Here is a 26,806-nt window from a genome sequence, read left to right as displayed (position 1 = left end):
GGTTCAATGCTTAAGGAAATTAAAAAGATAAAACTTTTAATAAAGAAATAAATGATTTAAAATAAGATATATTATATTTGCGTAACACTACACATTGTGTAGTAAATAGCAAATGAAATAATATAGTGAAAAAAGGAGTTCAAACATATAATTATTTAGAGGAATATATAGAAAGTGTTAGAGCTAAAGGGAGATATGCATTTACGTTAGAGGAATTAAAGGATAACTTTGACACAACTGATAAAGCAATTCTTCAAAATTTATACCGCCTAAAAACTAAAAATAAAATTGTTCAAATTCGAAAAGGTTTTTATACCCTACTACCAGCCGAATATTCAAAATATGGTGTAATTCCCAGCAACATGTACTTAGACGACATGATGCTATCCTTAAACAGAAAATACTATCTAGGATTACTATCAGCAGCCGCAATTCATGGCGCATCACATCAGCAATCCATGGAAACCTTTGTGATAACTGAAAAACCAGCGTTAAGAAATATCAAAAATAAAAAGCTAAAAATAAATTTTTTCGTAAAAAACGAATGGAACCATGAAGATATCAAACAAATAAAAACAGATGCCGGTTATATCAATGTTTCTAGTCCAGAATTAACAGCCTTAGATTTGTTGTATTATGTCGAAAAGTTAGGGATGAATAGAGTGATTACAGTTCTAAAAGAATTGGTGGAAGAAATCAAACCAGCTAATCTAGCGAAAACAGCCAAAAACTTTCCACAAACCGCAACTGTTCGACGATTAGGCTATTTATTGGAGCATGATTTAAAAAACGAAAAATTAAGTCAAGTCATTTATAAATTAATAGCTGGTAAAAAAGGAACAAACATTCTGTTAATGCCTGGGAAAAATAAATCAGGAATAGTCAATACAAAGTGGCGTATTGTTAACAATATAGATATAGAAAACGATTTATGATTCCAAGACGATACATCGAAGAATGGAGAGAATTTGCTCCATGGCCTGAAAACGGACAAGTAGAACAAGACTTAATTATTGAAAGAGCAATCGTCGCTATCTTTTCCGACCCGTTTTTAAATGAAAATCTAGCATTTCGAGGCGGAACCGCTTTACATAAATTATTTCTAAAACCACAAGCAAGATATTCAGAAGATATTGATTTAGTGCAAATAAAAGCAGGCCCGATAAAACCTATTCTAGTAGCCATTAGAAATTGTTTAGCTTCATTTCTAGGCACTAAACGTAAAATAGAATCCAGTATTCATAACAACACAGCGACTTACCGATTTGAAACCGAAATAGCACCAATAATACCTATGCGATTGAAAATTGAAATCAATTGCAGGGAACATTTTACAGTTCTAGGATTACAGCAAATTCCATTTGAAGTAAAAAACGGTTGGTTTTCAGGCAAATGCATGATAAACACTTATCCGATAGAAGAACTTTTAGGAACGAAATTAAGAGCATTATACCAACGTAGAAAAGGAAGAGATTTATTCGATTTAGATTTAGCTCTATCAAAATTAGAAATTGATATCGAAAAACTTATTCAATGCTACAAAGAATACATCAATTTTTCGGATGGTATGAACCCAACTAGTAAAATGATGCTAGCCAACATGAACGAAAAAATGCAAGATGATGAATTCCGAAATGATATTTATACCATTTTAAAACCAGATGTAGTCTATGATAATGATTTGGCTTTTAAAACAATAAATGAGAAAATAATTAGTAGAATTTAAAACTGTTTACTTTTGAAAAAAAATTAAACTCGTCACTTCAGATTTACTAGCAACGATAGGGCAGAAATTTTTCCGTGTTCAAAACTTCCTTCACAAAACATTCTAACTAACTAAAAGCCTAATTACTATGAAAAGCTTTCTTTGTATGATGACACTATTTTCTTCTATGCCTCCACAGCTACTTTTTGATTTTACAAAAAAATCAAACATTCAAGATTGGCGCGTTGTCGATGATGTGGTGATGGGAGGCGTTTCGGCGGGTAGTTTTACATTAGATTCGGATGGATTCGGTGTGTTTGAAGGTGCCATTTCACTGGAGAACAATGGTGGTTTTTCGTCTGTTCGCTATCGATTTCCAAAGGTAGAAACAGAAGGATACAGCAAAATAGTTATCAAACTGAAAGGTGATGGCAAAAAATATCAATTTAGGATAAAAACTAATTCGGGGGATTCACATTCGTTCATTGCTCCTTTTTCGACTTCGGGAGAGTGGGAAGAAATCGAAATTTCGCTTCAAGATATGTATCCTGCCTTTAGAGGTAGAACACTGGAACAGCCTAATTTTTCGGATGCGCATTTTGAAGAAATTGCTTTTTTGATTGGCAACAAGAAGATGGAACAGTTTAAACTCATCATTGACCGCATAGAATTGAAATAAAGGAGTTGATCGCAAAAATAACTTCGCTTACATGGATTTTACCTGTCTAAAAAAGAAACAAAGTTGAAATAAACTTTGGCTTGAATTCTCATAGCATGAGAAATTATGATAGTTTAATTCGCTCTTAAACAATTATATAGTAAATAAAATTGAACATTAACAACTCTATCGCGCAGATTTGCAAGAAATTATAGGTTGGAATTATTTTTGTGCCTTCAACAATTAGAATGCACCCGAATTGCAATTCTGAAATAGTCAACAGTACAGGAATAACAGCTTCGTTTGCTTAATAAAACAGTGTATAGGTAACTGCTTTGGAAATTTTATTCCATAAAATAAGGAATGCCAGAGTTAACACTGCCGTCAAAATTAAACTAGATTGTGCCATAAATAAGGTTAGATCTGGGTAAGGTAATTTCGCTACTTCCAATTGCTTTTTAATTGTAGTTTGTAAAGGCTCCGTAAGCGTTAACAACCCCAAAAGCAACATTAATACTGCTATAGTTCCGGTTATTAATAGTTTTGATTTTTTCATTTTATAAAGTCAGCTGCAAATAATCCAATCCCAATTGTGTTACCAAACCATATAGAAATAAGGAACTTACAAACTCAAATGATTTCTTTTTTACGTTTAGGTCCGTGAAATAGTAGTTGAAGTAGATGCTTTTTGAAAGTACATCATAAGACTCACAAAATTCTTGGGCATCAATTTGTTCTTTGTATAATCCTTGTTGTTTGCCGTTTTCGATATTTTCGACAATAAACTGCAAAATGATAGTGTCACTATAATTTATGGCATTAAAAAAGCTATTGGCAGGCCCTTTTTTAATTTCGTTTTTGACCATTGGATAAACTCGATGCATTTTTTTGTTGATGTAGGTAATAAAATGCATCAATTCCTCTAAGGCATTGTGCCCTTTCTGCTGAATTCTACTGATGTTTTTCTTGAGTATTTTGGCTTGTTTTTGGATCGTTTTAATGACTAAATCTTCTTTGTTTTCGAAATACTTATAGATTGTTTTTTTCGAAATCCCACATTTTGAAGCAATATCATCTAGGGTTACATGGTTGATTGCGCTGCTGTAAAAAAGTACAGCAGCGTTTTTCAATATTAGGTTTTTGGTTTGGTTTTTCATTCCAATTATTTTTATGTTATTCTAAACTTGAAGTCGCTTTTTGGTAATTGGCTTCGCTAATTTTGAATACTGCTTTGGCATCAATTACATCAGAGAAAGCGGTTTGCCACATCACTTGTGCTTCTAGAACATCTTTTCCTATCACCGTTCCGGCATCAAAACGGTCGTTGTTTAAGCGTAAGTTTTCATCTGCTTGTGCCAATGATTTTTGAGTGATTTCTATACGCTCTTTGGCACGAAGCATGTCAAGTTTTGCATTTGCAATTTCGATAGCTACTAATTCTTGAGTTTGCTCCAATTCAAATTTTTGTGCTTCTACTTTAAAATCCTGTTCTTTTACTTTTTGTTTGCGACCTCCCCAATCAAAAACGGGAACTTTCACGCTCAACATGGCATAGTACGAACTAAAATTATTGTCACCCGTAGCAAAATTAATTCCTTTGCCCAGACCGTATAATCCGCTTACGTTCATTGCTACTGTAGGTTTTCTGTCTGCTTCAAGTAGTTTTGATTTTAATTCTTCGATAGAAACCGCTTTTTCAATTATTTTAATTTCAGGACGATTTGCGATCGCGTTCTCCTGCGAAAGCTGACTTTCGATAGCATTAATCTCGATATCAGCATCTTTGATGGTAAATTCAGTTTCTTTCGAACCAATTAATTGCGCCATTTTTAAATTTAAAATGGTCAAAGCATCTTTCGCTTTCAATAAATTTAATTGCGCTTGATTGAGTTGTACTTGCACACGCAAAACATCATTTTTGTAGATGATTCCGGCATTGTACGAGTTGTTTAAATCCTTTAATAATTGACTCAACATCGCATTGGACTTGGTGGCCAAATCAATTTTACCTTTGACGTTGATAATTTGCCAATAAGTGGTCTCTACATCAAGAAGCACTTCGTTATTGGTCAATGTTTTTTGTGACGTATAAAGCGCCACTGCGGCAGTACTAATTTGTTTGGCGGTATTAATTTTACCACCTGCGTAAATCACCTGTGTTACACCCAAGGTTACACTAGCATTGTACTCTGGTAACAAAGCGCTCAAAGGTTTGCCCACATTTAGGCCAGTTGCGCTCGCTTCTACACTTGGTTTGTTAGCTGTAAAAGCACCTACTTCAGCGGCAGTGGCTGCATCGATTGAAGAATTAGCTTTTTTGATTTTTTTATTGTTCGATAAAGCCTCTTTTTTAGCAGTGTCAAGGGAGAGATTTCTCCCCTGAGCAAAGCTGTTGGTGGTAAGGCTGGCAGCCAATAGCGTGAAAGCTACTATTGCCATCTTTATATTTTTTGCAGACATGATTATTTCCTTTTTTTTAATTTGTATTTAAAGACGTTTATTCTACGTACTAAATAGTTTTTCTTAGGTTTTGGTTTGTATAGAATGGGTACAAAAGTTTCAGCATTAGGATGCGGATGTTTTTCTGGTGACACCTCAATGTCTACATATTTGTAATAAAGTACAGGAACAATAAACAAGGTCATTACCATAGAAACTAGTAATCCAACAGCTAAAACACTACCCAAAGGTGCCCATAGCGGTGATTTTCCGGCAATCATAGGCACAACACCTATCGCTGCTGCAACAGAAGTCAAGAAAATAGGACGCATACGTCTTTTTCCGGCTGCTTTGGCGGCTTCAAATTTGGAATAGCCATGTTCTAAGATTAGTTCATCGGCATAATCGACTAGTATGATTCCGTTACGAACCACAATACCAATCAAACTAATCACTCCCATAAATGCTGTGAATCCAAAAGGGTTTCCTGTAAGATACAACCCTAAAAAGGCACCTAGCAAACTCAAAGGAAATGTAGCAAGAACGATTAATACCTTTGTAAAGTTTTTGAATTGAAATAAGAGCACTAAGAAAATAAGGATCAAACTTATTCCCATTGAAGAAGCCATTCCAGGACCCGTTTCATTGATGTTTTCAAATTCACCACCGTAATTAATACTGATTCCGTCAGGTAATTTAAGGGCCTCTATTTTCGGCATAATTTCAGCTTGAATAGTTGCTGCTTTCACACCCAATTGCGCTTCTGCTCGTACTGCTAGTGTACGTAAACCGTTTCTGTGCGCAATAACTCCCGTATGCCATTCTGGAGTAATAGTAGCAACTTCTCTAAGCGGAACTTTGGTCCCCAAAGCGGTTGAAATATTTAAAGCGCCAAGTTCGCCAACATTTTTTCGATCATTTTCATCATAACGCATTACAATATCAATCGGTTTATCACCTTCATAAATAGTGCTCACCGGATATCCTTTTAATCCTGCTCCTAAAGTTTGAGAAACAGCAGTATTGGTAACTCCTAATCTATTGGCAACGTCATCTTTTAATGCTACTTTGGCACCCAAATAATCGTCTTGATAAGTAGTTCTAATCCAATTAAGCCCTTTGGTACCGGCAAGAATTTCTTCTATTTGTGCTGCTACCTCTTTTTGTTTATTCATGTCATCGCCAACGATTCTCACTTCAATTGGTGAAGGCGCTTCGTTCAAAGATAATTGACGCACTCTTATGTAGCCATCTGGTACAAAGTTTTTAAACTTATCCATATATTCTGCGGCTAGTTCAGTCGTAGCATCTTTACCTGTTGTGGTAATGAATATTTGAGCAAAGTTTTTTCGTGGAAATTCTGGTGCATATGTGGAGTGAAAACGAGGAGAACTTGTCCCTACAAAACTGGCTACATTTACCACTCTGTCGTCTCCCTTAATTTTTTCTTCCACACGTTTAACAACGGCTTCTGTTTGTTCTAAAGTTCCTCCATTTGGCAACCAAACCTCTATGTTAAATTGGTTTCTCTCCGCTATAGGGAATAATTCTTGTTCTAATTGTGAAGCGACTCCAAATCCTAAGAAAATAGACAAAAGCCCCATTAGCATGGTTACATTTGGTCTTTCGAAACAAATATCTAATATGCGGTTGAATACATTTTGCAAGCGATCCAACATGCTTTCTTTCTTATTAGGGTCTTTTTCTTTGTCCTTTAATCCTTTTTTAATGAAGATGTAACACAAATAAGGTGTTAATAAAAGTGCTACTAATAAGGAAGCAAATAAAGCGACAGCCACCGCAATAGGTAAGGCTTGAATAAATTCTTTCGAAATCCCGTTTAAGAAAAAAGCCAAAGGTAAAAACGAACAAATAATAGCCATAGTTGCTGTAAAAACAGGCACCATTAATTGTGTCGCACTTTGCCATCCTGCCGTCCAAGGATCTTCGCCTTCGTCTAATTTTTCGATATAATTATCAACTACAACAATGGCATCATCAACCACCATTCCTAATACAATAATTAAGGCCGCTAGCGTTACTTGATGGATTTCGATTCCCATCATATTAAGTATTCCAAAAGTGATAAAAATAGATACCGGAGCCGCAACTGCCGATACTATTGCAAATCGAAACGGAAGCAATAGGATTACTACTGAAATTACCGCTAAAATGGCAATGGCAAATTCTAGCATAAAGTGACTTATACTTTCTTTCACGACCTCTGGCTGATTTACAATCGTTTGCACTTGTACATCTGGAGGTAACTCTTTTTTTATTTTGTCTAAAGCTAGTTCTACCTTTTCACCAAATTGTACAATATTGTTTCCTGGTTGCATTTCTATCGCAATCATGGTCACTTTATCGTCACCTACTTTTATATAGCTGGCTGTTTCTTCATAACGGCGTTCTATAGTGGCAACATCTTTTAAACGCACTACTTTTCCTCCCGCTGTGCTGTAAACAATTTGATTGCTTAAATCAGCTGCATTTTTATAATGATTTTTTGCAAATACTGAAACTTCCGAGTTTTTTAATGTGATTCCACCAGCAAACCCAGTGTTATTTTGACTTTGAATAACCTGTGCAATCGTAGAAAAATCAAATCCATACTGCCTTAATTTCTCATCTTTTACAGTAACATATATTTGTTCTTTTTGTCCGCCATATCGTTTAATTTTAGACGTTTCCGGAATGGTTTTTAGTCCGTCTTCTAGCTGGTCTAAATACGTTTCTAATTCTGCATAACTTCTTCCAGGAGCAGAAACCGTAATCATTTGAGAAACAACATCTCCAAAATCACTATTCACCATCGGCCCAATCATCCCCGGTGGTGTTGGGAAATTTTGTGGAAAAGTAGTACTTAATCCGCGTTGTAAAGTAGACCAAAATCGATCAGTATCTTTTACGTTTTCGTTTAATTCTACAGTAACAACAACCTGACCTTCTTTGGTGTCAGAAAATGTTTTTTCTTTTCTAATTTCTTCAAAACTAAATAAGTATTGTTCTAATTGATCGGTTAACTGTTTTTCTACTTGTTCCTCGTCTGCACCAGGAAAAGCAGCGATAACCAACCCTTTACGTACTGTAATTTGAGGATCTTCACTACGAGCCATTGTGGCTAGTGAATAAATTCCCAAAATCATAAGAAGTGCCGTAATTACAAGCGTTACCTGATGGTATTTCATAGAGGCTTCTATGAAATTTATTTTTACTTTTTTCATTTTTATCTTATCTTTCAGTTAAATTAAAGGCTAATGGCCTGACCTTCTTTTACATTCTTTTGGCCTTCAATTAGCACTTTATCGCCTATTTTTAATCCGGAAGTAATGATGATATCATTGTTTTTAAAATCACCAACAGTGACTCTTTTTTTAATCGCTTTTCCGTTTTCTGCTACATAAACAAATAGGATATTGTCTGCATTTCTAACGATAGCTACAGAAGGAATGCTAATCACATCGACAACATTTCCTGTTTCGATTTTTATGCTACTAATCATACCAGGCAAAAGTTGGTTTTCGCTGTTGTTCAAACGCACTTTTACATTAAAGGTTCTCGTTAATTCGTCAGCGCTTGGATTTAAAATATCTACTTTACCATTGAAAGTTTTGTCTAGTGAAGCAATGCTTACTGTTGCTGCTTTACCAATTTTTAATTTCGCGATTTCTGACTCGGTTATCGAAGCTTTTGCATACACTTTATCCGTTTTCATGATGGTAAATGCAGGAATACTTGGTGCAGCAGTGGCACCAACTTCAGCTGATTTTGTTGTGATGATTCCTGTGAAAGGAGCGTACAATTTGGTGTCAGAAAGATTTTTGGCAGCCATACTTTTGTTAGCATTTGCTTGAGCAACAGCCACTTTTACAGCAATAAAATCACGTTCTGGTAAGCTTCCTTTTTGGTACAAACCGTTCAATCTTTTATAATTATCATTATCTTGTTCTGCGCTTGCTTTGGCGATATAAAAGGCATTTTGGTAAGTAGTTGCATCGATTGATGCTAGTAACTGTCCTTTTTGAACTCTTTGTCCTTCATCGACAACTACGCTTGAGATTCGTCCTGCAACGGCAAAGCCTATCGAAACAGTATTGTCTGCTTCGATTGTTCCGCTGTAGTTAAGCGTTTCATTTTCAGATGTAGTGGTGATTTCTTTTACGCTAACCTTGGCAGCGATTTCTTCATGTTTTGTTTCTTTTTTATCGGCACAACTATTTAGTAAAAAAATAAAAGTGGCTAAGAGAGCTAATTGTTTCATAGTGGCAATTATGTGAGTATTTATTTTAAAAAAATTTACTCTGCAAAATTGCTACAATACTAGCTGTTACAAAAGGTCTAAAAAAGGGGAGTTTTGGTCAATATCGATTATTTAAAAAATCATGATAGTAACTTATTTACCATAAATAGGTTTCTATACTTAGTTTATTGGTCTAAATACCGTGTTACGAGATGTTTTTATATTTAGAAGGAGAAAAACCGGTTTGCTTTTTGAAATATTTTCCAAAAAACGACTGATCGCTAAACTTCAATTCGTCTGCGACTTGAGCAATTGTTAAAGAAGAGTTTTTTAACAAAAGTCTGGCTTCCATGATTACGGAATCCTCAATTAATTGGCTTGCTGTTTTTCCAGAAACATCTTTCAACACTTTGGATAAATGACCAGTAGTCACCGCAAGTTCATCGGCATAAAATTGCACGGTGCGTTCTTTTTTGAAATTAAGATTCAAAATAGATAGAAAACGTAGTGTAAGATCTTCTTGTCGAGAAAATTCGGCTTCAAGATTAGGATGAGTGGTTCTGAATATTGCTGCTAAATGATACATTAAGGTAATAAATCCATGTCGAATTATTTCTTTTCGAAAAGGCATAGCAATCTCTGTTGTTTGGTTATTTTTTGCCAATAGTTTAGCCAACGAAAGGGTAGCCACTCTTTCTTCCTTAGATAATTTTAATTTCGGAATGTTGCTTGCTGTGAAGAAATTCAAAGCATCATAATCTGTCTTTTTAAAGTTATTTTGAAGAATGAATTCATTCGAAAAACAAAAGCCTACCAACTTTAAGTCGGTGCTCATTTTTAAGATATGCATTACAGTGTGCGGTTTTATAACCACCATTTCATTCGGACCCAACACATAGTGAATCAGATTCAGCTGAATGTGAACTTCGCCTTTAAGGATTAACATGAAGGTATGATTGTCTGTTCGAAAGGGATAACTAACCGGAATTTCGTTGAATTCGTTTTTCGAAATATACACATGCAGCCCTTCAGATTCTTGAGGTAAGTCCCCAAAAAGTCCAACAATATCATTGGTTGAATGGTGTTTTATTAAAGAAATTTCCAATTTGTATTCTGTTTTTTTATATACTTACAAAGATAATATATTTATCTGTAGATTTATTTTTATCGAAAAATCAATCATTTTATAACTGTTACTCTTAGATTATTTTTTACTAGCCAATTTCTATTTTGTAGTGTAGTTATCTAATTCTAATTCAACTATCTATAGATAATCAAAATACCTGCAATCTTTTGCAAATCCGTTTCGTTAATTTCCGTTTCAGGAGCCAAAGGGAACGGTTGCTGTCCCGGACGACCAACAAAAGCGGCTCTCCAACCAGCCCACATTGCGCCAGCTACATCCCAACCATGTGCGGCGATAAGCATACAATCTTTGGGTTGAACTTGCATTTTGTTTGCTGCCCAGTTGTAAACATCCGTAAATGGCTTGAACTTACCTACGGTTTCAATGCTTAATAATTGGTCAAAATAAGGAGTCAAACCAATGTTTTCGAAATTATTTTTTAAACTTTCCTCAGATGAATTTGTTAAAGCGACCAAGGTGTATCCTTCCTTTTTCAATAAGGTTAAGGCTTGTTTAACTTCTGGATGAGGCGGTAAATTCTGCATGGCATTTATGACAATTTCTCGTGCTTTATCTTCAGATAGTGTAATGCCATTATTTGCCGCAACCATTTGCAAAGCAGCAGCACCAATTTGCCCAAACGGTTTGTATTGCCCGCTTGCCGAAAGGACTAAGGAGTATTGTAACAAGGTTGTGAACCACAGCGACAGCAACTCTTCTTTTCCCCCTAAAGCAGCTCCGATTTGCTGTTTCATTACGGTTAGGTCCAAAAGGGTTTCGTTTACGTCAAAAAATAGTACTTTGGGTTTATGGATTGTCATCTGTTTTATTTTTTAGGGCAGTACACTATTGTACCGTAAATTTAGCTATTCTCTTTAAAAAAGAAAAGTTCAAACCTTAGATTTGAACTTTTACTTTTATGGAAATCAATAGGAATAGGCTTTAGCCTATTTTATAAAGGAAACAGCGAATTGGCTTTAGCCAAAATTATTTATATTGTGGCTAAAGCCAATCAAAATCATATTTAATAAATGGGCTGAAGCCCATTCCTATTGATTTTTTTTTTGCAAAATTATTAATCGAACGTGAGTTATTAATAAGATTTAAACTGTTGCAGGTTCCCAAGCAAATTTTTGAAAAGGAGCATCTACAGGTGTATTGGCAATATGATTGGTGTAATTACTAATTACTTTTTGAGACAATCCTAAGATGATTTCTAGTACTTGTTGCTCTCCATAACCAGCTGCGTAAAAAGCTTCTAATTCTTCTTGTGATACATTACCACGATTTCTTGTAATTGACAATGTCAAGGTGCGTAAAGCTTCTAATTTTGAGCTTTCCAAAGGTGTTTCATTACGCAATGCATCAGTGATGGCATCATCTACTTTCATCATTTTTGCGATTCCGGTGTGCGCTGGTACACAATAGTGACAAGCATGCGCTACATTAATGGTTTGCCAAACTACTGTTAGTTCTTCTTCGTTAAAAGAGGTTTCAGTAAACAATTCGTGTAATTTTTGGTAGGCTTCAAATATTTTTGGAGCTCCAGCCAAAACACCGTGCAATCCTGGAATCATTCCGTATGCTTTTTGTGAATTTTCTAATAATGGTTTACTAGCTTCTGGTGCTGTTTCGTTGTTGTGAATTTTTAAAGTTGTCATATTGTTTGTATTTAATTTATTATTGTTAATTATTTCTAAACGTTCGTTTAGTTTTATTATAAAAAAAAGGGCTATAGATTTTTGAAAGTCATTTCGATATAGTCTTCTATTTCTTGTTTGCTGTTTACTCTTGTGGCTGCTGCCAAACCATGTTTTGCTAATACTAAATAATTAGCTTGCTTTAGCACAGTTTCTTCATCTTTCATCGAATCCATCTTAAGCTTTTCGATAAAAATCATTTTCAAATCGTTCATAAAAGATGCCATTTGTTCTTTTATCACTTCATCATCGCTTTCTGAAAATTCATTGTACGTATTAGTCAAAAGGCACCCTTTTTGGTTTCCTGCCTCTAGCTTATGTGTAACCGAATTGTAGAAAAATTGTTTGATATCTTCGATACCATTTGTTCCTTGAATTAAATCAGCGAACATACTGCTAATTTTTCCTTTGTAACATTTTAAACTCTCTAGAAACAAACCTTGCTTGCTGCCAAAACTAGAATAAATAGAAAACTTATTGATGCCCATTTCTTTTTCGAGCATCTGCATAGAGGTCATCTCAAAGCCGTTCTTCCAAAAAAGGTTCATTGCTTTTTCGACTACTTCTACTTCGTTATATTCTTTCTTTCTAGCCATTGTTTCTCTAATACGGTACAAATCTAACCAATCGGTTAGAAATAAAAAAACGTTTTAACCTTTTTTTTAGATTTCGATTAAAACGAGGCACTTATATCACTTAGGATTCCTTTTGACTTTCTTGGAAATTCTTCATCATTTCAACTGCCGAAATATGTGGTCTTCCTGCCGCTTTCTCATAATCCGAAGGAGCAACGTTGGCACCCATTTTTATCCCTTCGTAGATTCCTGCGATTATGGTTCCTATGAAATCACCCAACTCGGCTTTTCTTTCGGTTGCGTAGTCTGCTACAGAAACAGAATTGTAAACCAAATCAGTTCCAAAAACCGTATTGATGTCGGCCGCCAATTGGGCTTGGGTGATGCCGTTTCCAACCAAATTATAAGTATGTCCGTTGTGTTGGTCTTCCACTAGCATTTTCGCGTAAGCGTAACCCAACTCTTGCCTGCTCGTATACGTACACTTCCCTTCACCCGCACAATTTCGAATTTCGCCGTCTTTTAGGTAGGTTTCAAGATACTCCAAATCGGGTTCGATATAGATTCCGTTGCGACCAATTACCCAAGATAATCCAGATTCTTGCACGTCTCTTTCGGTTTGTCTATTGGTTTGAACAATGGGACTAAAAGCGTTGTTTTCTTCGGCACCTACGATACTGGTGTACACGATTTTTTTGACTCCAGCGCTTTTTGCCGCTTCAATGACATTGCGGTGTTGCTCGATTCTTTTTTGTGGTTCGTCCATGCCTGAAACGAGTAAAACGGTAGCTACGCCTTGCAAGGCTGCATCAAATTCAGAGCGATTGTTGTAGTCTCCTTTTCGAACTTCGACGCCTAAATGGGTTGCTTTTTCGACTGTTCGAGCAATGGCAATGACGTTTTCTGTTCCGATTAAGTTACATAGGTGTTTGACGATGGAAGCACCTAAATGTCCACTTGCTGATGTTACTGCTATTTTCATATTATTTGTTTTTAATGTCAAAAAGAGACACGATTTTTATATTGTATTATGCTGAAAAAAGTTTGAACATATTGTTATTACTTTGATTGCGCTGAAAAAGTTGGACACGAATTACACAAATTGGCACGAATTATCAGGGGTTAAATTAATTCCACGAATTTTTTTTTAGTTTGATTGTGCTAAAAAAAAGGGACACGAATTGCACGAATTGCCACGAATTTTCAGAACTTAAATTAATTGCACGAATTCTTTTTAATATGATTGTGCTGATAAAAAGGGACACGAATTACACATCCCGAAGCGTCGGGAGTACGAATTATCAATGATTAAATTAATTGAACGAATTTTTCAGTTGATTTTATTTGACTAATCGAATTCAAAATTCTATTACAAAGATGATTATTTTCTGCTTTGTTGTTTGTATCAATCTTTTGCTAATAATGGTAAATCTGAGACTATTATACTGTTTCTGAAACGGCTTTTTCTATTTGAAGTTGCGCCATGTCTATAATGCGGTTGTTGTCGGTTGGTTTTAAGATGGACAACTCTGTGCAGGCAAGTACTACGGGGAAAATTTTGGTGTATTTGTTTAGTATCGAATGGTAGGACGCTATCAAATTTGGGGTTTCGGTTTCGGAATAAGTTTGTTTTCGAAAGTCGTCTATAAACAAACGGTCTTCTTGTGATGGAAGTTGAACTTCTATTCCTTTGGCGTTAAAATACGAACGAATATAATTCGATTCCATAGAATGGAGCGAACCAAATAAAACGATGGTGCTCCACTCCTGCTCTATTATTTTTTCGACCGCTAAAGCTAGCGGATGCAGGATTTTTCTCTGAACATCTAATCGGTCAATGGTTTCGTGCAGTGTTATATTCGGAATCAAAATAGTAGTAATGGATAACTTTTCGAGCTCGTCAATATACGTTTGAACAACAGTATCCAAAGCTTCTGAAGTATTAGGCAAAAGCGGATTAATTGTATCAAAATCAGCATTAAGCATCACAAACGGAAAAGTGCTGTATCCACCTTTTTTTTGATTATACAATCGGTTTAGCTCCTTGATGTAGTACAAAGTAGAGCGACTCCCCAATCCCAATAGTCCAACGGTTGCTTTACTCATTTTTTACTTTCTGGTTAAAATATAGTCGGCAAAATAGTTTTTACTGTCCAAAATTTTAGTTTCAATGCTAAAATCGGTTTTCGAGATAATTTGCGCCATCAGAACATCGTTGTATTTTCTCGAAATTTCGGTATGGATTTTTTCGCCTGCTTCAAATTCAAAACTTTGTGCTAATGCTTTTATCGTCACTTTTTGTTTGATGGTGCTTACAATAGCGCTTTTTGCAATACCTTCATCTTCATCGTACTCAGGTAAATGTTGAAAATTATTTCGATTAAAATCTCCACCCAAATCATGATTGATTCGGTCCAAAAGATTGAGGTTAAAATTGGCTGTCACTCCCCTGCTATCATTATACGCTGGCAAAACAATTTCTTTGGCTTTGATTAAATCAACACAAATCAATAATTTGTCGCCTAGCTGAAGATTAGCTCCCAAATTATAGACAAATTCGGCCGTCATAGCATCACTCATGTTCCCGATATTCGAACCCAAAAATAAAATAACTTTGGGCTGTTTGCTTTCTTTCAACGAGGCTAAAACCTCAAAATAATCGCCTTGCTGGGTTCGTACACTAACATTAGGCAATTCTACAGCTAAGTTTTGTTCTAATAAAGTTAACGCATTCGACGAAAAATCGATAGGCAAATAATCAAAGGTATAGTTTTGATCATCTAACATTTTTAGTAATTCTTTGGTTTTCAATCCATCACCAGCCCCGAGTTCGATTAATTCGAAATACGAATTTGGGTCGATACCAAAACCTTCAATCAATTCCTGTGTTTTATTCTTGAAAATATCGTGTTCCGAACGTGTCAAATAATATTCTGGCAAATTCATAATTTCGACAAAAAGTGCGTCTCCTATTTTATCATAAAAATATTTTGACGACAGCATTTTTGGACTTTCACTCAAGCCTTTTTGAACATCCTTCTTGAAAGTATAAAGGAAATTTTCTTCCGTTGACTGCTTCGTTTGTACTGTATCTGTTATCGTTTGCATGATCTTATTTAGCTAATCGGATTCCGGTGAATTGCCATCTTTCCGTTGGGTTAAAAAAATTGCGATAAGTCGGTCGGCTGTGTTCTTTTGAAGTTGCCACCGATGCGCCTCGTAATACCATTTTGTTACTCATAAATTTTCCGTTGTACTCGCCAACAGCACCATTTTCTTTTTTGAAATTTGGATACCCCAAGTAGGCACTATTTGTCCATTCCCAGCGTTTGCCCCAATCTAGTTTTGCTGCGGCAATTTCCCATTCAAATTCGGTTGGCAATCGCATGCCTTTCCATTCCGCAAAGGCATTCGCTTCAAAATAATTGATATGGCTCAAAATAGCATTCGAATCTACTTTTTGCAAACCCGCAAGTGTATAATTGTACCATTCGCCTTCTATTTTGTGCCAATAGAGTGGCGCAATTATTTGGTTTGCGTTTACCCAAGACCAACCTTCGTCAAGCCAAAGGTTAAAATCGGTATAGCCTCCTTTTTCTATAAAATCGATATAATCACCATTGGTGACCATAAAATTGTTGATTTCGAAATCGGCTACATACACCTTGTGTACGCCCAACTCGTTATCATAACAAAAATCAGTTCCTTGATACCCAATTTCGTAAATTCCAGCTTCGATTTTTATCGCATTTGACTCGGAATTTGTATCGGCAACCAAATTATAATTTTCGTTAAAAACAGGGAAAATAGGATTGTGTCCCAACATGTATTTCACATCGGTAATCAATAATTCTTGGTGTTGTTGCTCGTGATTTAGTCCCAAAATGACCAAATCAAGTATTTTTGGGTCGCTTTCCTTTTCTAATAATTCAAGCATTTTGGCATCAACATAAGTACGGTATTCCAAAATTTCGTCGGTACTAGGACGCGACATATTGCCTCTGTTGGTTTGCAAAATTCGAGTACCTACATTGTTGTAATAACTGTTGAATAGAAAATTGAAATCGGAGCTGAATTCTTTATAATTTTCGAACTGACCTTTGAGGATAAAAGTCTCAAAAAACCAAGTGGTGTGTGCCAAATGCCATTTGGGCGGACTTGCAAATTGCACAATTTGAATCGAATAATCTTCTACTTGCAAATGACTACAAAAGTTGATTGTATCTTGTCGTACTTGTTTGTATTTATCGGTAATATTCATTCGATTCTAAAAATTTTAAATAGATTAATTTTCCAAGCTAGTTTACAAAATAGCCTTCAACTGACTATATTTTTAAGGGTGTTACGATTCCACTTCTAACAAAATTATAAAATTACATGTTTTTAAAATAGCAACATTTAAATTATATGTTTCATAATTACACTGTCGAAATAGGATAGCTTTTATAATGTTGTCCCTTTTATTAAATATAGAAATAATTTTTTAAATCATTGAAAATCTACTTACTTACGACAACAAATATGTATTTTTACTTTCGAAATTCGAAAATTTTATTTTTTACGAATGGCAATCGAATGATAAAACCAAGACCGACAATTATTCCGTAAATAAGCCAAGTTTTTTCGAGAAGTATTACGTGTAACAAACTCAAAATAATAGCTCCGTAGGCATAGGTTTGAATCTTTTTCCAGTTCTTCTTTAATTTCTTCATCGCTTTTCTATTCGAAGTAAAAAACAACGGAATCAAAATCAATACAGCTATAAAACCCGCTATGTAATTGGCTTCGGTAAAGGTTTCTGCAAATCCTTCGGCCCAAATAAAAATGATGAAATGAATAAAACTCCACACGGCTGCTGTGATACCCATGGCTTGACGTACAAATAAATTGTTGACACCAAACAGAATAAAAAACGGCGTACAAGTAAGCACGGCGGTCATCCACCTTATGGCAAACTCGCCCGAGATATGGTACAGCATTTCTAGAGACGATTTTCCCTCGCCAGCGGTTCCTTCTACCAAACTAATCGAAAAACCATTGGAGAAATTTAGGGTAACCAAATTTAAAAGCGGGATGATTGGCAAGACACCAATTAGTGCGACTAGCATCCAACCGTAATTTTTTTTAATAAAACTCATTTGCTGCTTCTTAGTACATTTTATTAGCATTTAATGCCGTTTTGGGAATTTGCTGAATACTGTCCCAGTGCTCCACTATTTTACCATCGTCAGAAAAACGAAAGAAATCCATTGTGACATACTCATCCTCATCTGGCCAAACTTGATGTGTGTGTAGCGCAACCAAATCACCTTCGGCTATGGTGCGAACGAATTCAATCGTTTTGACAGGGAACTCTTTTTGCATTCTCTCAAAATAAGCTATAAACGCCTGAGGCCCATCACCCACCATTGGATTGTGCTGAATATAATCCTCACCCACATACATTGCGACCGCCTGAACCGGGTTTCCCTCGTATGCCATTTTATAAAAAGCAATGGCATTTTGTTTATTTTGATCTAAATTCATACTCTTATTTTTTTGATTTAAAAGCTTCTAATTCTTTTTCTAAAGCCTCTGCTTTTGACTTGAATTTTTCCATGGCGTTTTTTAACTGACCAATTTTTTTGATCAATTCTTCATCTTGAATGGCTTGAAAAGTTACCTCTCCGTTGACTTCTTTTATTTTTGAATTGTTGCCACAGGTTGGGCAAACTGCTACTTGACTCATGTTTTTTAATTTAATTTATACAAAATTGCATCTATATTACCATTTCATAAAGGTAAATCCTCGGTTGAAAATGGTAAATGTGTGCCTTTACTTATTTTATTGTGATGATTACTAGTTTGCCATTGTACTGGCTAGTAAACTGGTACTTAGAATTTTGACCAACTGTTTTCAGAAAAGATTGTGATTCCGCCATGTCGGTATTACCGACATAAATTATTGTTTGTTTGGTATTAAACAGTTATAGAATTCTTTTTTACTAATTTGAAAACGGTAACAAAAGCTAGAACTTCCACCGCTACAATTACTATGTGCATTACTACATCTACCATTGGCGAAGCGGGAGCGTTTAATAAAGGATAAAGAGGGTCAATAATGGTTTCAAATCCTTCTCTTAGTATGTTCATTATAAGCACAACGAGGTATTGTTGTGGATTTTGGGTTACCATTACATAAATTGAAATCAAGGCCATTACTAGGGTTCGCGCTCCCATTTCATAAATTAGATTTAGGTTCGGAATACCTTCTGTATGAATTCCGGAATCTATCATCATTTGGTGATTCAAAAAATACATGTATACTTGCCCAAGCATTATTAAGACTAATATGCTCTGCATTATGTTTACCCACAATGGAATTTTAATAGTATTCAATTTTGTCATAATTATAAAAGTTTAATTTCTACAAAGTTGCTTCTATACCACCATTTTCTAAAGGTAAATCCTCGGTTGAAAATGGTAAATGTGTGCCTTTACCTATTTTATTGTGATGATTACGACCTTGCCATTGTATTGACTAGTAAACTGATATTTAGCGTTTTGACCAACTTTTTTCAGGAAAGATTGCGATTCTGCCATGTCGGCATTATCGACATAAATGATTGTTTTTTCGTGAAAGTTAGGTTCCAATAACTGAAACAAAGGCAAATACAAATCTTTCCAGCCGTCTAAAAGTAATAAGTCGATTGGTTTTTTATGATCTTTTAATGTTTCCATTGCATCACCAATTCGTAACTCAATTTGATCTACAACTCCTGCTTCTTCAAAATTTTGCATTGCTGTTTTTGCTTTCGAGGCAATCAATTCGGTGGTGATAATGTGACCGTTAGTTTGCGAAATCCCTTTTGCCAAAAACAAAGTCGAAATTCCAAACGAAGTACCAAATTCAACTATATTTTTAAGATTGTTTTCTATAATCATTTGCACTAAATCGGCTCCTTGTTCTTTACTTATCGAAAGATAAGAGTCTTCAAAATCGGAAGGTTGCATGGCTCTAAAGGCGAACTTCAAACAATTTATAGCCATTTTTAAACGATCTTTTTTAGCATCGTTGTATAAGGCTTCCAAAACAAAATCTATTGGTGCTACTGTGGTGGTGTTCATATCATTTTATTTTAAATGAAGGAATACCACCTGCTACTGGTATTCCTGTTTATTACTCAGAATTGCCTCCATCTGAAGCTGGAGTCTACTGATGTGCTACATACAAAAGAGCAACACTAAAGTTAATGTTTGACACGAATTGCACTAATTTTCACTAATTGAAATGACTTAGTAAAAACAATTACACTAATTAACATCATGAAGTTATCGAGTAAAATTCTAGGTGTTGTTTGTCACGAATTGCACTAATTATCACTAATTGAAGTGCCTTAGTAAAAATTATTACACTAACTATTTTGCTAATTAATTAGTATCTATAACCGTTATTCACCTCTTTTTAAATGATCAATAACTCCTCTTTTAAAAACGGTTTTCAAAGTTCGTTCGGGTTTATTCTCATAACCAACGATAATAGAGCTGTGCATGGTCATTTTTTCGAAATCAAAAACGATGGTTAGATAATCTTTTTTATCCACTTCGTGCCAATTGATTAAGTAAAGATCGTTACCAATTTTACTAGAACGATAGGGAATATCTTTGTTTCCGTTTCCTTTTGAAGGACCAGAAATCCATTCGTATTTTGCCATACCGTCATAAAACTCCATGTGTAGAGCAGTTCCATTTTGATATTGAAAATTTAAAGAGTAACCATCTAAATAATGTTCTGGTTGCTCAAATTGGAATTTATTTTCTTCGGCTGTTTTGTTTTGTGCAAAACCAAGTCCAGTACCTAATAGTACCAAACAAATAAGGGTAAATACTTTTGCTTTCATTTTTATAGTCTTTAAGATTAAATACAAAATTACCTCATCCTATGACAGTTAAGTAGGTCAATAGTAGACAATTAATGGTAAATATGCGAATCCTAGAGATTATAAGTCGCCGCTAAACTGTTTTGGCGTAGTGCCAGTATGTTTTTTGAAGAATTTGGTAAAATTGGTTACCTCGTCAAAACCAACTGCAAAGGCAATTTCTTTAAGGCTATTATTCGAACTCACCATCGCTCTTTTAGTTTCGAGAATCACAAAATCGTCTATGAAATGTTTAGCGGTGTTCAAAGTGAATTCTTTGACTACTTGGTTGAGATGTTTGGTCGAAATAAACAATTTATTGGCGTAGTCTTTTACGTTGCGAGTGCTTGTATAATGGGCTTCAACCAAGTTTTTGAACTGAATAAAAATAGCGTAATGGTTCGAATTGTTATTTTCTAAAGTATCATTGAATTCTCGCTCCAATCGCAATAAATACAAGTTGAGTAAAGCAGCAACAATGTTTTCTTTGGCATAATTATTTTCGTTTTTCACCTCTACCATTAGTTGGTCCAAAAAGATTTTATTTCCAGCTTCATTACTAAATATAGGCGACGAAATATGGTAATTGTACAAATGCGAAATCATATTTATCGAAGATTTCGAAAAATGATTCACTACAAAATCTTCGGTAAAAATGATTAAATAGCCTTCATATTTTGCGTTTTTCTGAAAAGCATGTACTTGTCCTTTGGCAATTTTAAGCACTGTTCCTGCTTTTAAATCGTATTCTTTTAAATCTATTTGATGGGTACCAAATCCTTTGGTTACTAATAATAAAGCAAAAAAAGATATGCGATGCGGTTGCGTAGGATTGTGATCTACTATGTCTGGCATTCTGGCGAATAAGTCCGCCAAATTCAAACACTCAAAATCTTTTGATTTCTCGACACTTTGAAATGATATATTGGGAATGTTTTTCAACCGCTATTTTTTTGTGCAAATTACTAAAAATTGTGGCATTGAGGAATAGTAGAAAAAGGATTAACAAAAGGTTTTGAAAGTTGCTTTTCGAAAATATAATTGACTACTTCCTATATCAACAATCGATTTTTGGACCTTTTCGATCCCATAAAATGAATTAAAAGGAGATGGTTTGATGGATTTTGCTAAATTGTGCCCAAATTGAAAAGAGAATTAACAGCATTGTTACATTCGATTGGGAGAAACATAAAAACAAGGCTTAAAATGGAAGAGTATCTACAAAAATTTAATCTATTTACCAGTCAAGAAATCACCCACTTCTTAGCTCTTTGTGAATACAAAACGATAAAAAAGAATGATTTTTTCTTGCAACAAGACGAAATTTGCGACAATCTATCTTATGTGGTTTCGGGAATTTTTCGGTCTTTTTATTATTCGAATGCTGACGACCAAATTACCTATTGCTTTACTTTTCAAAATAGTTTACTAATGGCGTACTCGTCATTTATATCTGGAAACAAATCTCAGGAAAACTTGCAAGCTATTTCCGATTCTGAGATTATTTCGATCCCAAAAAAGAAGTTGGAAGAGTTAGCCAAGTCAAATACCAAATGGTTGGAGTTTTTAAAAATCATTGCAGAAAAAGAGTATGTTGATCTTGAGAGTTGGATTTTCAACCATCAAAAAGATAAGGCACAGCAACGTTACTTAGATTTATTGAACAAGCAACCCAAACTGATACAAGAAATACCTTTGCAACACATTGCTTCCTATTTAGGAATTACCCAAAGGCATCTAAGCCGCATTAGGGCCAATATTACTTATTAGACAAATGTCCTAGTCCTACTCTTTACGTCCTTCATAAATTTGCATATAACTTTAAAACAAAATATATATGAAAACGATAATCTTAATTGGAGCAAACGGAAAAATGGGTCAAGCAGCATTAAGCGGCTTAGGAAAACATAAAGTAATCACTGCAGGACGTTCGGCTGCTGACTACGATTTTCAAGTAGACATCACAAGTGAGGAATCTTTAAGAAAGTTATACAAAGATGTAGGGCATTTTGACGCCGTAGTAAATACTGTTGGAGTTTGTGAATATGCTAATTTCACTGAAATGACCGAAGAACAATGGATGACTACCATTATGAGCAAAATGATGGGGCAAATTAATCTTGTACGTATTGGTCAAGAATACATTGCTGATAAAGGTTCGTTCACGCTAATTACAGGGATTTTAAACACAAAACCAATTCCGTTTGCAATTGCAGATGCAACTACAAGTGGCGCAATAGATACGTTTGTTAAATGTGTGGCTTTTGAAATGCCTCGCGGTATTCGTATCAACTCTATAAATCCAACGGTTTTAGAAGAAGCTTGGGATGTATATGGTGAAATGATGCCTGGATTTGAACCCGTTCCTGGTAGATTAGTAGGGAAAGCTTTTGAGCGTTCTGTTGATGGATTCATCACTGGTCAAGTACTTTTTGTTGATGCTTATTAATCAATATTGAAAATAGAAAAAGGCGTTTGATATTTTAATCAAACGCCTTTTTTTTGTTTATTTTAAATTTTAGGATTAATTCAACTGTTTGCGATACGCCACAGGAGTTTGTCCTGTTTTGCTTTTGAATAATCGGCTAAAGTATTGCGGATATTCGAAACCTAAATTAAATGCTATCTCCGAAACGGAATTATTCGTATTAATCAATAAATTTTTAGCCTTTTCGATCATATAAAAATGAATATGATCTTGGGTATTTTTACCGGTTTCCTTTTTCAATAAATCACTCAAATAACTGTCCGAAAGATGCAGTTTTTCGGCAAAATAATGCACCTTAGGCAAGCCATTCAAACGAATGTCTTCCGACTCAAAATAGCTCTTTAGTAAACCATTGAACTGACTAAGAACCGTTGTATTTTGGGACTTTCGAGTCAAAAACTGCCTGTTGTAAAAACGTTTTATATAATTGAATAACAGTTCGATATTCGAAACCAAAACATCTTGACTAAACTCATCTAGGTTTGCGCTATACTCTTCTTGGATTTTTAGAACAATACCATTTAGCGTTTGCTTTTCTTTATCCGAAATATGAAGCGCTTCGTTGGTATCATAGCCAAAAAAACCATAGTCTGTCAATTTTTCCATTAATCCAGAACCACGTATTATATCCGGATGAAAATAAAGTGACCAGCCTTCCAGTTCGCCTTTCTCGGATATATAATCGATCTCAATTACTTGATCTGGTCCTACTCCTAATAGTGCTCCTTCGGTAAAGTCAAAAAAGTCTCGACCGTACTTAAATGCGTTCGATGTTTTTGTCTTTAAAGTAATATTATAAAAAGGGACACTCACTTTTTTATGCACCACTTCATCAGTAAAAGCAACTTTGGACAAATCTAAAACAGTAATTAAAGGATGACATGGTTTTTCATATTCTAAAACATCATGCAATTGACTAATCGTTTTAATCTTAAAAAATGTGCTTTTACTTTCTTCCTTTTTGTTTTCCATTTTTACATTGTATAAAGTTAAAGCCTTTGGGGCTATAAGGTATTTGCGTTAACAGCAATTAATGATTCTCGGTTTATAAACAAATATAGAAGAAAAGAACAAAATTGTAAAACTTGCTCTAAACTGCTATTTTCATATGTAGTTGTAACCTGTTATTTTCAATTATAACAGAAAAGCTTAAACTAAAATCTAGATTTATCTTTTTATTTATTTAGTGTTTTTTTATACCAATCTACAATACCTTCTCCAATTTCGTGTGGATGCGATTCTTGTAGATAATGCTTTCCTTCACCTAAATCTACTGCAGTAATATTTTTCCAAGTTGCAGCTATATGCTCACCTAATTCTCGATTAATTATGAGACCTGGTTCTGCATAGAATAACAACTTAGGAACGTCAGAATTTTTGTGGTATTCATTGTATGAATTAACAATGTCTGTAGTGAATTTTGGAACACCATCAAACGAAATTTGACTAGGCCACATAAACAGTGGTTTACGGCTCTTTTCTTCCAAATAAGGCGCTCGGTAATGGTCCATTTCTTCTTGAGTTAATTCTCTGCCCGCCATCATGGGTAGCATAGCTTCAATAAAGAAGTTGTTTTTAACGATCATATTATGTCCTTCTACAGGGTCACGAAATTTTTCGAATAGTGCTTCGGTCTCTTTAGTCGTATTTTTCCAATAAGAAACTTGAACCATAGCTTCAAAAAACACAATTCCTTTTACATTTTCTCTATGCTGATTGGCATAATTGAAACCTAAACCAGAACCCCAATCTTGTATTACTAGAATGACGTTTTTTAGCCCTAACTTTTCAACAAATGCATCTAAATAAGCAATATGATCTTTTAATGTGTAGTCTATATCTGGCTTGTCAGATTTACCCATTCCAATAAGATCTGGAACAACTACACGACCTAAGGCACTTACATACGGAATAATATTACGCCATAAATAACTTGATGTAGGATTACCGTGTATTAGTAAAAAAGTATGTTCTGAATTTTTATCTCCTTCATCTACATAATGCATTTTAGAATCTAATACTTCTTGGAATTTAGATTCAAAAGGAAACGCTGCTGATATTTGTTTTTTGTTGGTCATATTTTTTATTTATTAAATTTTGAAATTGAACTTTTGCGGTTTAAAACTCTTCCCACTTTTCTAATTTCCTTCAGTTTTTCTCGTTTTGTTTTATCCCATTTTTCCGTACCTGCACTATATCCATAAGCACAAATTTTAGTTGCATTTTCAAATAGAAATTCTTCCTGCTCTTTAGGGTATATATTTCCTATTTCTCTAAGAGTCCAACCCACGCCTTTCTCCACATAATAAGCGTTGTCAGAAATTAAAGGTGCTACCAAATCTATAAGTACATGAAAAGGTAAATAGTGCTTTCTATGTGCGCTATAATAAAGTAAACCTACTATACTTTGCCTTCTATGCCATGGGTTTTTAGAAGTATTCCATTTTTTATACGTTGGCAAAATTAGTGCTGCATCATATTCTACTAATTGCGCATATATTTTTGAAATACTATCACTTGTTTCCCAACGATTAATTTTGTCTTGCCATACTTTAATCGTTGACCAAGAAGCACCCATTTCTTCTTGGTTTGTAATATGCTCCTCCAAGAAATACAAACAAAACATTTCTGCTCTATACACTTTTGTATTCGTCCAGATATAATTCCAAATCTCTAGTTGTTCACTAAAAGTTAAAAGGCTAAAACTAAAGCCGGCATTAAAAGCTTTCCTTTGTAAAGGAACGGTTTCACCTGCTTTAGAAGTGATTGTTTCTATTTCTTGAAGATAGTTTTGCATATTATTATAAAATTCTTGTAGGAATGGCTTCTTTCGCTAATGTAGATTTACCGAAATCACCAACCGTTTGTGTTTTTATATTTTAAATTCACCAACAGCTTTTTCACAACCATTCCAATTGATAGCTACATTAGATTCATCAAAAAGTAGTTCTTCTGGTTCTAACAAATTAGGAAAACCACTTATCCCTTCAGTAGGCCCATAAAAATCACCAGATTTTGCCTCTTTATCCATAGCCGCTCTAATAATTCCAGCCGCACCATCTTCTGCAGACTGTGCTTGGCTCATAACTCCTCCGTTAACATCCATTCCACCGGTTTTAGATGAAGTTGATTGAAGGTTGGTTATTGCTACTCCAGGATGCGCTAATAATGAAATAATATTTTTAACGTTAGCTTCTGAAAGTTTCTTTTTTAAACCATAAGTAAAAGTTGCATTTGCCAATTTAGTTTGGTGATAACGCTCCCATCTGGCGCCTTGAAAATTTGCGGTTTCTTCAGCTGTTCCATTACCACCTAAATTACCTCCATTTTTCTCAAAATAGGCAGATTCTAATGGTCCACCTAATCTAGATAACGACGTTTGGTTTATGACTCTAGCTTCACTACTGTTTTTAAGCAAAGGGTATAATTCTTTGGTTAAAAGAAAGTGTGATATAGCATTTGTTTGCATCTGAACATCATACCCATCTTTAGTCGCTTCATCTTTTACAGCCATAATTCCAGCATTATTGACTAAAACATCCAGAACATTATACTCCGATTTAATTTTTTCTGCTGCTTGTTTTACACTTTCTAAATCTTGCAAATCGCAAGCTATAGCTTCAAATTTACCGTTTGGAACCGCTTCGGTTAACTGCTTATACGCATTTTCTGATCTTGCACTTGTACGATTAAGCAATAGGACTGTAGCCCCTTTTTTAGCAACTTCTCTTGCGAATACAAATCCGGTACCACTTGTTGTGCCTGTAATGGCAACCACCTTATTTGTCATATCTTGAGCATGTTCTTCAAGTACTTTATCAAGGTGGATTGTTTTATTTTGAGTCATAATTTTTTATTATTTGTAATTGTTGGTTTTAATTTTTTGTACTATTGGACCAATAACCAATTCATTTATCTCTATTTCATCTAGTTGCTCTAACTTCTTTTCCTTCTATTGTTTTACTATAATTCTATGT

Annotated in this window: 29 protein-coding genes; 5 read left to right on the top strand and 24 right to left on the bottom strand. The window is 34.8% G+C overall.

Annotated elements, in window-relative coordinates; translation table 11 throughout:
* Positions 1–125 precede the first annotated feature (125 nt).
* The 3 genes from ABZP37_RS04285 to ABZP37_RS04275 all read left to right on the top strand — a co-directional run bounded on the left by ABZP37_RS04285 (position 126) and on the right by ABZP37_RS04275 (position 2,384).
* Positions 126–935 (top strand): type IV toxin-antitoxin system AbiEi family antitoxin, encoded by an 810-nt coding sequence (locus ABZP37_RS04285; protein ID WP_366185904.1) that lies wholly within the window; start codon positions 126–128, stop codon positions 933–935.
* Entirely contained in the window at positions 932–1,726 is a 795-nt protein-coding gene (locus ABZP37_RS04280) for a nucleotidyl transferase AbiEii/AbiGii toxin family protein (protein WP_366185903.1), read from the top strand. The genes ABZP37_RS04285 and ABZP37_RS04280 overlap by 4 nt, the downstream gene beginning before the upstream one ends.
* A gap of 148 nt (positions 1,727–1,874) precedes the next feature.
* The gene (locus tag ABZP37_RS04275) at positions 1,875–2,384 is read left to right on the top strand and encodes a CIA30 family protein (protein ID WP_366187474.1); all 510 of its coding nucleotides are present in this window, start codon (positions 1,875–1,877) and stop codon (positions 2,382–2,384) included.
* Between the two features lie 286 nt (positions 2,385–2,670).
* On the opposite strand, the gene ABZP37_RS04270 is transcribed toward ABZP37_RS04275, so the two are convergent.
* The 20 genes from ABZP37_RS04270 to ABZP37_RS04175 form a co-directional block, all read right to left on the bottom strand.
* Complete coding sequence (locus ABZP37_RS04270) at positions 2,671–2,919, bottom strand: hypothetical protein (protein ID WP_366185902.1); 249 nt, start codon at positions 2,917–2,919, stop codon at positions 2,671–2,673.
* Position 2,920: 1 nt separating this feature from the next.
* Positions 2,921–3,520, bottom strand: coding sequence for a TetR/AcrR family transcriptional regulator (locus ABZP37_RS04265; RefSeq protein ID WP_366185900.1), 600 nt, complete (start codon positions 3,518–3,520; stop codon positions 2,921–2,923).
* 16 nt (positions 3,521–3,536) lie between these two features.
* A complete protein-coding gene (locus ABZP37_RS04260) occupies positions 3,537–4,802 on the bottom strand; it encodes a TolC family protein (protein ID WP_366185898.1) in 1,266 nt (421 codons plus the stop codon).
* Between the two features lie 23 nt (positions 4,803–4,825).
* Positions 4,826–8,026, bottom strand: coding sequence for an efflux RND transporter permease subunit (locus ABZP37_RS04255; protein ID WP_366185896.1), 3,201 nt, complete (start codon positions 8,024–8,026; stop codon positions 4,826–4,828).
* 23 nt (positions 8,027–8,049) lie between these two features.
* A complete protein-coding gene (locus tag ABZP37_RS04250) occupies positions 8,050–9,063 on the bottom strand; it encodes an efflux RND transporter periplasmic adaptor subunit (RefSeq protein WP_366185894.1) in 1,014 nt (337 codons plus the stop codon).
* 184 nt (positions 9,064–9,247) lie between these two features.
* Complete coding sequence (locus ABZP37_RS04245; protein WP_366185892.1) at positions 9,248–10,147, bottom strand: helix-turn-helix domain-containing protein; 900 nt, start codon at positions 10,145–10,147, stop codon at positions 9,248–9,250.
* 155 nt (positions 10,148–10,302) lie between these two features.
* A complete protein-coding gene (locus ABZP37_RS04240; RefSeq protein WP_366185890.1) occupies positions 10,303–10,989 on the bottom strand; it encodes a haloacid dehalogenase type II in 687 nt (228 codons plus the stop codon).
* A gap of 282 nt (positions 10,990–11,271) precedes the next feature.
* Positions 11,272–11,829 carry a carboxymuconolactone decarboxylase family protein gene (locus ABZP37_RS04235; RefSeq protein WP_366185888.1) on the bottom strand — a complete coding sequence of 186 codons (558 nt, stop codon included), beginning with the start codon at positions 11,827–11,829 and terminating at the stop codon, positions 11,272–11,274.
* Between the two features lie 71 nt (positions 11,830–11,900).
* The gene (locus tag ABZP37_RS04230; RefSeq protein ID WP_366185886.1) at positions 11,901–12,464 is read right to left on the bottom strand and encodes a TetR/AcrR family transcriptional regulator; all 564 of its coding nucleotides are present in this window, start codon (positions 12,462–12,464) and stop codon (positions 11,901–11,903) included.
* 100 nt (positions 12,465–12,564) lie between these two features.
* A complete protein-coding gene (locus ABZP37_RS04225) occupies positions 12,565–13,425 on the bottom strand; it encodes an SDR family oxidoreductase (protein ID WP_366185884.1) in 861 nt (286 codons plus the stop codon).
* 458 nt (positions 13,426–13,883) lie between these two features.
* The gene (locus ABZP37_RS04220; RefSeq protein WP_366185882.1) at positions 13,884–14,549 is read right to left on the bottom strand and encodes an aspartate/glutamate racemase family protein; all 666 of its coding nucleotides are present in this window, start codon (positions 14,547–14,549) and stop codon (positions 13,884–13,886) included.
* Between the two features lie 3 nt (positions 14,550–14,552).
* Positions 14,553–15,551: an L-histidine N(alpha)-methyltransferase gene (locus tag ABZP37_RS04215; protein WP_366185880.1), complete on the bottom strand. Its 999-nt coding sequence runs from the start codon at positions 15,549–15,551 to the stop codon at positions 14,553–14,555.
* Between the two features lie 4 nt (positions 15,552–15,555).
* The gene (egtB, locus tag ABZP37_RS04210) at positions 15,556–16,704 is read right to left on the bottom strand and encodes an ergothioneine biosynthesis protein EgtB (protein WP_366185878.1); all 1,149 of its coding nucleotides are present in this window, start codon (positions 16,702–16,704) and stop codon (positions 15,556–15,558) included.
* 268 nt (positions 16,705–16,972) lie between these two features.
* Positions 16,973–17,581, bottom strand: a complete 609-nt coding sequence (locus ABZP37_RS04205; protein WP_366185876.1) for a ferric reductase-like transmembrane domain-containing protein — start codon at positions 17,579–17,581, stop codon at positions 16,973–16,975.
* 10 nt (positions 17,582–17,591) lie between these two features.
* Positions 17,592–17,969, bottom strand: coding sequence for a nuclear transport factor 2 family protein (locus ABZP37_RS04200; protein ID WP_366185874.1), 378 nt, complete (start codon positions 17,967–17,969; stop codon positions 17,592–17,594).
* Between the two features lie 4 nt (positions 17,970–17,973).
* Positions 17,974–18,171, bottom strand: a complete 198-nt coding sequence (locus ABZP37_RS04195) for a hypothetical protein (RefSeq protein ID WP_366185872.1) — start codon at positions 18,169–18,171, stop codon at positions 17,974–17,976.
* A gap of 230 nt (positions 18,172–18,401) precedes the next feature.
* Positions 18,402–18,830, bottom strand: a complete 429-nt coding sequence (locus tag ABZP37_RS04190) for a hypothetical protein (RefSeq protein ID WP_366185870.1) — start codon at positions 18,828–18,830, stop codon at positions 18,402–18,404.
* A gap of 93 nt (positions 18,831–18,923) precedes the next feature.
* Positions 18,924–19,550: a class I SAM-dependent methyltransferase gene (locus tag ABZP37_RS04185; protein WP_366185868.1), complete on the bottom strand. Its 627-nt coding sequence runs from the start codon at positions 19,548–19,550 to the stop codon at positions 18,924–18,926.
* Between the two features lie 323 nt (positions 19,551–19,873).
* Entirely contained in the window at positions 19,874–20,323 is a 450-nt protein-coding gene (locus ABZP37_RS04180; RefSeq protein ID WP_366185867.1) for a MoaF N-terminal domain-containing protein, read from the bottom strand.
* Positions 20,324–20,422: 99 nt separating this feature from the next.
* Complete coding sequence (locus tag ABZP37_RS04175) at positions 20,423–21,283, bottom strand: helix-turn-helix transcriptional regulator (RefSeq protein WP_366185865.1); 861 nt, start codon at positions 21,281–21,283, stop codon at positions 20,423–20,425.
* Positions 21,284–21,484: 201 nt separating this feature from the next.
* Between ABZP37_RS04175 and ABZP37_RS04170 the strand changes: the two genes are divergently transcribed.
* Complete coding sequence (locus ABZP37_RS04170) at positions 21,485–22,111, top strand: Crp/Fnr family transcriptional regulator (RefSeq protein WP_366185863.1); 627 nt, start codon at positions 21,485–21,487, stop codon at positions 22,109–22,111.
* A 67-nt stretch (positions 22,112–22,178) separates the two neighbouring features.
* Complete coding sequence (locus ABZP37_RS04165) at positions 22,179–22,790, top strand: short chain dehydrogenase (RefSeq protein ID WP_173857027.1); 612 nt, start codon at positions 22,179–22,181, stop codon at positions 22,788–22,790.
* A 75-nt stretch (positions 22,791–22,865) separates the two neighbouring features.
* Here ABZP37_RS04165 and ABZP37_RS04160 read toward each other — a convergent pair whose 3' ends face one another.
* From ABZP37_RS04160 to ABZP37_RS04145, 4 genes are all read right to left on the bottom strand, one after another.
* Entirely contained in the window at positions 22,866–23,801 is a 936-nt protein-coding gene (locus ABZP37_RS04160; RefSeq protein WP_366185860.1) for an AraC family transcriptional regulator, read from the bottom strand.
* Between the two features lie 203 nt (positions 23,802–24,004).
* Positions 24,005–24,907, bottom strand: a complete 903-nt coding sequence (locus ABZP37_RS04155) for a haloalkane dehalogenase (RefSeq protein WP_173836132.1) — start codon at positions 24,905–24,907, stop codon at positions 24,005–24,007.
* A 5-nt stretch (positions 24,908–24,912) separates the two neighbouring features.
* Entirely contained in the window at positions 24,913–25,626 is a 714-nt protein-coding gene (locus ABZP37_RS04150; RefSeq protein ID WP_173836134.1) for a DNA alkylation repair protein, read from the bottom strand.
* Between the two features lie 75 nt (positions 25,627–25,701).
* On the bottom strand, positions 25,702–26,676 hold the full coding sequence (locus ABZP37_RS04145) for an SDR family NAD(P)-dependent oxidoreductase (protein ID WP_217425232.1): 975 nt from the start codon (positions 26,674–26,676) through the stop codon (positions 25,702–25,704).
* Positions 26,677–26,806 lie beyond the last annotated feature (130 nt).

It is taken from the genome of Flavobacterium ovatum (assembly GCF_040703125.1).
GTDB lineage: Bacteria > Bacteroidota > Bacteroidia > Flavobacteriales > Flavobacteriaceae > Flavobacterium > Flavobacterium ovatum.
This window is presented reverse-complemented; position numbering and strand designations above follow the sequence as displayed.

Coding starts and splice junctions, on each gene's coding strand:
- ABZP37_RS04205 (WP_366185876.1), bottom strand. CDS start 17,581: ATGAGTTTTATTAAAAAAAATTACGGTTGGATGCTAGTCGCACTAATT.
- ABZP37_RS04275 (WP_366187474.1), top strand. CDS start 1,875: ATGACACTATTTTCTTCTATGCCTCCACAGCTACTTTTTGATTTTACA.
- ABZP37_RS04225 (WP_366185884.1), bottom strand. CDS start 13,425: ATGAAAATAGCAGTAACATCAGCAAGTGGACATTTAGGTGCTTCCATC.
- ABZP37_RS04165 (WP_173857027.1), top strand. CDS start 22,179: ATGAAAACGATAATCTTAATTGGAGCAAACGGAAAAATGGGTCAAGCA.
- ABZP37_RS04270 (WP_366185902.1), bottom strand. CDS start 2,919: ATGAAAAAATCAAAACTATTAATAACCGGAACTATAGCAGTATTAATG.
- ABZP37_RS04180 (WP_366185867.1), bottom strand. CDS start 20,323: ATGAAAGCAAAAGTATTTACCCTTATTTGTTTGGTACTATTAGGTACT.
- ABZP37_RS04240 (WP_366185890.1), bottom strand. CDS start 10,989: ATGACAATCCATAAACCCAAAGTACTATTTTTTGACGTAAACGAAACC.
- ABZP37_RS04185 (WP_366185868.1), bottom strand. CDS start 19,550: ATGAACACCACCACAGTAGCACCAATAGATTTTGTTTTGGAAGCCTTA.
- ABZP37_RS04160 (WP_366185860.1), bottom strand. CDS start 23,801: ATGGAAAACAAAAAGGAAGAAAGTAAAAGCACATTTTTTAAGATTAAA.
- ABZP37_RS04260 (WP_366185898.1), bottom strand. CDS start 4,802: ATGGCAATAGTAGCTTTCACGCTATTGGCTGCCAGCCTTACCACCAAC.
- ABZP37_RS04200 (WP_366185874.1), bottom strand. CDS start 17,969: ATGAATTTAGATCAAAATAAACAAAATGCCATTGCTTTTTATAAAATG.
- ABZP37_RS04150 (WP_173836134.1), bottom strand. CDS start 25,626: ATGCAAAACTATCTTCAAGAAATAGAAACAATCACTTCTAAAGCAGGT.
- egtB (WP_366185878.1), bottom strand. CDS start 16,704: ATGAATATTACCGATAAATACAAACAAGTACGACAAGATACAATCAAC.
- ABZP37_RS04250 (WP_366185894.1), bottom strand. CDS start 9,063: ATGAAACAATTAGCTCTCTTAGCCACTTTTATTTTTTTACTAAATAGT.
- ABZP37_RS04155 (WP_173836132.1), bottom strand. CDS start 24,907: ATGACCAACAAAAAACAAATATCAGCAGCGTTTCCTTTTGAATCTAAA.
- ABZP37_RS04145 (WP_217425232.1), bottom strand. CDS start 26,676: ATGACTCAAAATAAAACAATCCACCTTGATAAAGTACTTGAAGAACAT.
- ABZP37_RS04265 (WP_366185900.1), bottom strand. CDS start 3,520: ATGAAAAACCAAACCAAAAACCTAATATTGAAAAACGCTGCTGTACTT.
- ABZP37_RS04220 (WP_366185882.1), bottom strand. CDS start 14,549: ATGAGTAAAGCAACCGTTGGACTATTGGGATTGGGGAGTCGCTCTACT.
- ABZP37_RS04195 (WP_366185872.1), bottom strand. CDS start 18,171: ATGAGTCAAGTAGCAGTTTGCCCAACCTGTGGCAACAATTCAAAAATA.
- ABZP37_RS04230 (WP_366185886.1), bottom strand. CDS start 12,464: ATGGCTAGAAAGAAAGAATATAACGAAGTAGAAGTAGTCGAAAAAGCA.
- ABZP37_RS04280 (WP_366185903.1), top strand. CDS start 932: ATGATTCCAAGACGATACATCGAAGAATGGAGAGAATTTGCTCCATGG.
- ABZP37_RS04215 (WP_366185880.1), bottom strand. CDS start 15,551: ATGCAAACGATAACAGATACAGTACAAACGAAGCAGTCAACGGAAGAA.
- ABZP37_RS04190 (WP_366185870.1), bottom strand. CDS start 18,830: ATGACAAAATTGAATACTATTAAAATTCCATTGTGGGTAAACATAATG.
- ABZP37_RS04255 (WP_366185896.1), bottom strand. CDS start 8,026: ATGAAAAAAGTAAAAATAAATTTCATAGAAGCCTCTATGAAATACCAT.
- ABZP37_RS04235 (WP_366185888.1), bottom strand. CDS start 11,829: ATGACAACTTTAAAAATTCACAACAACGAAACAGCACCAGAAGCTAGT.